A 3,430-nucleotide genomic window follows, 5' to 3' on the forward strand; every position below is an offset into this window, starting at 1 on the left:
GTACACGGCGCCCGAGCGCGCCTGTACCCTGCCGGCCGCGTCGGGGCAGCGTTCCATGTCGCCGTCGAACACGTCGGCGTAGCGGTACACGCCCAGGGCCGTGGGCGCCAGGCCCAGCGCCTGCAAAGCGCGGCGGTTGGCGCCGATCAGCAGGTCGCCCTGGAAGGCGAGCAGGCCCTCGCCCGGCGCGCCCAGTCCGGAGTGGTCCACGTGCAGCCGCAGCACGGCGTGCTGCTCGTAGGCTTGTTCAAACAAACGGTGTTCGATCAGGTCCACGGCGGCGCGCACCAGTTCCAGCACGTCGGGCCGCAGGTCGCGCGCCGGGCTGGACAGGTCCAGCACGCCCAGCGTGCGGCCTTCGCTATCGGTGATGGGGACGGCCGCGCAGGTCAGGATGCGGTTGGGTTCGAAATAGTGTTCCGCGCCATGCACGGCGATGGGCCGGCCTTCGACCAGCGCGGTGCCGATGGCGTTGGTGCCTGCGGCGGCTTCGTCCCAGGGCGCGCCGGGCATCAGCGCCACGCGCGATGCGCGCTGAGCGAAACCGGTGTCGCCGTCCGTGTCCAGCACCAGGCCTTGCGCATCGGACAGGATCACCAGGCCGCCGTTGTCGCCGGCCTCGCGGCGCAGCAAAGACATGGCGGGTTCGGACAGCCTGCGCAACGCCTCGTTGCGCTGCTGGGCCTCGCGCAGTTCGCCCTGGGTCATAAGCTCGGCGCGGCGCACGCCGCGCATGTCGAAGCCCAGATCGGCGCAGCGCCGCCACGACCGCAGGATGGGCTCGGCGACCATGCCGCCGGGCACCGCGCCTTGCTGGTTGAACAGCAGGCGCGCTTGCGTCAGCGCGTGCTGACGGGAATGAGTGGCCATGCATGTCTCCTGGGACAGGCGTTCTGCGACACCTGTTCCGCGACGATGTCGCAAAAAGCGACAGGGAAGGCCCCCACGCCGCACCCGCTGCGCGGGCTTGCTGCCCCCCAAGGGGGCTGGCCCGCCTTGGGACGGCCCGGCGGCGGGCCGGCCCTCGAGGGGCTCTGCTGCCTATTGCCCGTTCTGAAACCTACTTTCGCATGCAAGCCGCGGGCTGTCCAGCGGGGAAGCCCCGACTGGCACGCTCCTTGCTTGATACAGGACAGGCAGCCGACTGCCGCTATCCCACAATACCGGAGACAAGCATGGACATCGCGACCCGCATCACCCCCGACTCCTACGGCACGCGCCTGGACTTGAAGACCCAGTACGACAATTTCATCGACGGCAAATGGCAGAAGCCCGCCGACGGCGAATACTTCGACAACGTCACGCCGGTCACGGGCCAAGTGCTGACGCGCAATGCGCGCTCGAAGGAGCGCGACATCGAACTGGCGCTGGACGCCGCGCACCGCGCCGCGCCTAAATGGGGAGCGACCCCGGCCGCGCAGCGCGCCCACATGCTGATGCAGATCGCCGATGTGATGGAGGCGAACCTGGAGCGCCTGGCCACGGCCGAAACCTGGGACAACGGCAAGCCCATCCGCGAAGCGCGCGCCGCCGACATTCCGCTGGCGATCGACCATTTCCGCTATTTCGCCTCTTGCATCCGCAGCCAGGAAGGCGGGCTGTCCGAGATCGACAGCGACACGGTGGCTTACCACTTCAATGAACCGCTGGGCGTGGTCGGCCAGATCATTCCGTGGAACTTCCCCATCCTGATGGCGGCATGGAAGCTGGCGCCGGCCCTGGCCGCAGGCAATTGCGTGGTACTCAAGCCCGCCGAGCAGACGCCGCTGGGCATCCTGCTGCTGATGGAACTGATCGGCGACATCCTGCCCCCGGGCGTGATCAACGTGGTTACCGGCTTCGGCCTGGAAGCCGGCAAGCCGCTGGCCTCGAACAAGCGCATCGCCAAGATCGCCTTCACCGGCGAGACCACCACCGGCCGCCTCATCATGCAGTACGCCTCGCAGAACATCATTCCGGTGACGCTGGAGCTGGGCGGCAAGTCGCCCAACATCTTCTTTGCCGACGTCGCCGCGCAGGACGATGATTTCCTCGACAAGGCGGTCGAAGGCTTCGTCATGTTCGCCCTGAACCAGGGCGAGGTCTGCACCTGCCCCAGCCGCGCGCTGATCCAGGAATCCCTGTACGACAAGTTCATGGAGCGCGCCTTGAAGCGCGTGGCCGAGATCAAGCAGGGCAATCCGCTGGACGCCGACACCATGCTGGGTGCGCAAGCCTCCACCGAACAGCTGGAGAAGATCCTGTCGTACCTGGACATCGGCAAGCAGGAAGGCGCCGACGTGCTGGCCGGCGGCTCGCGCGCACAGATGCAGGGCGCGCTGGAAGGCGGCTATTACGTGCAGCCCACGGTGTTCAAGGGCCACAACAAGATGCGCGTATTCCAGGAAGAAATCTTCGGGCCGGTGGTGGCCGTGACGACCTTCAAGGATGCCGACGACGCGCTGGCCCTGGCCAACGACACGCTCTACGGCCTGGGCGCGGGCGTGTGGTCGCGCGACGCCAACACCTGCTACCGCATGGGACGCGCGATCAAGGCGGGCCGCGTCTGGACCAACTGCTATCACGCCTATCCGGCGCATGCGGCGTTCGGCGGCTACAAGCAGTCCGGTATCGGTCGCGAGAACCACAAGATGATGCTCAACCACTATCAGCAGACCAAGAACCTGCTGGTGAGCTACTCGCCGAAGAAGCTGGGTTTCTTCTGAACCTGCCAGAGCCTGGCGCCGGGCCGCAAGGCCCGGCGCGCCTCAAAGGAGCCTGACATGGCAGAGCAAACGCCGCGCGTGGTCGCCACCGACGAGGCGCGCAGCCTGATCGAGACCCTGCGGACCAAGCATGGCCCGCTGATGTTCCACCAATCCGGCGGCTGCTGCGACGGCAGTTCGCCCATGTGCTACGCCCAGGGCGAATTCATGGTGGGCGGCTCGGACGTGCTGCTGGGCGACTTGGAGGGCTGCCCGTTCTACATGGGCGAGGACCAGTTCGCCTATTGGGAGCACACCCAGCTCATCATCGACGCCGTGCCCGGCCGGGGCGGCGCCTTCTCGCTGGACAGCGCGGAAGGCAAGCGCTTCCTGTTGCGTTCGCGGCTGTACTCGGACGAGGAATGGGCGCGGGTGGCGCCCGTCAGCAGAGGCTAGTCGCGGTCCCTGGGCAGGTCTGCGCGCGGGGCCCTAGCGGCCCTGCGAGCCGACTTGCGGGCTGCCCTTGTCCGGCGTGCCAGGCCCTGCGGCCTGTTGCCACTGGAACGACACGCGCCGGATGCGCGCGGCCCGGAATTGCGTGAACGAACGGCCGCCCGGCATGGGCGCGCCGCGATAGGCACTGCTGGCGTTTTTCATTGCTGAAGGTAGGGTGAGGAAAAAACTTGCGCGGACGGCGGCTCAGGGGCGCGCCGCGGACGAGGCCCAGGCGCTGGCGGGCGCCGCGC

Annotated in this window: 4 protein-coding genes; 2 read left to right on the forward strand and 2 right to left on the reverse strand. The window is 67.8% G+C overall.

Annotated features, from left to right (window positions below; genetic code table 11):
* On the reverse strand, nt 1-870 hold an 870-nt coding region (locus tag VIR09_RS22035), incomplete at its 3' end, for a sigma-54-dependent Fis family transcriptional regulator (protein WP_332014784.1).
* A gap of 305 nt (nt 871-1,175) precedes the next feature.
* Between VIR09_RS22035 and adh the strand changes: the two genes are divergently transcribed.
* Together adh and VIR09_RS22045 are read left to right on the forward strand one after the other, a co-directional pair.
* Nucleotides 1,176-2,705 carry an aldehyde dehydrogenase gene (gene adh, locus VIR09_RS22040; RefSeq protein ID WP_332014785.1) on the forward strand — a complete coding sequence of 510 codons (1,530 nt, stop codon included), beginning with the start codon at nt 1,176-1,178 and terminating at the stop codon, nt 2,703-2,705.
* 57 nt (nt 2,706-2,762) lie between these two features.
* A complete protein-coding gene (locus VIR09_RS22045; protein WP_332014786.1) occupies nt 2,763-3,140 on the forward strand; it encodes a DUF779 domain-containing protein in 378 nt (125 codons plus the stop codon).
* Nucleotides 3,141-3,173: 33 nt separating this feature from the next.
* On the opposite strand, the gene VIR09_RS22050 is transcribed toward VIR09_RS22045, so the two are convergent.
* Nucleotides 3,174-3,341 (reverse strand): hypothetical protein, encoded by a 168-nt coding sequence (locus VIR09_RS22050; protein ID WP_332014787.1) that lies wholly within the window; start codon nt 3,339-3,341, stop codon nt 3,174-3,176.
* Between the last annotated feature and the right edge of the window lie 89 nt (nt 3,342-3,430).

The sequence above is a fragment of the Achromobacter sp. genome (assembly GCF_036567245.1).
GTDB lineage: Bacteria > Pseudomonadota > Gammaproteobacteria > Burkholderiales > Burkholderiaceae_B > Achromobacter.

Coding starts and splice junctions, on each gene's coding strand:
- adh (WP_332014785.1), top strand. CDS start 1,176: ATGGACATCGCGACCCGCATCACCCCCGACTCCTACGGCACGCGCCTG.
- VIR09_RS22045 (WP_332014786.1), top strand. CDS start 2,763: ATGGCAGAGCAAACGCCGCGCGTGGTCGCCACCGACGAGGCGCGCAGC.
- VIR09_RS22050 (WP_332014787.1), bottom strand. CDS start 3,341: ATGAAAAACGCCAGCAGTGCCTATCGCGGCGCGCCCATGCCGGGCGGC.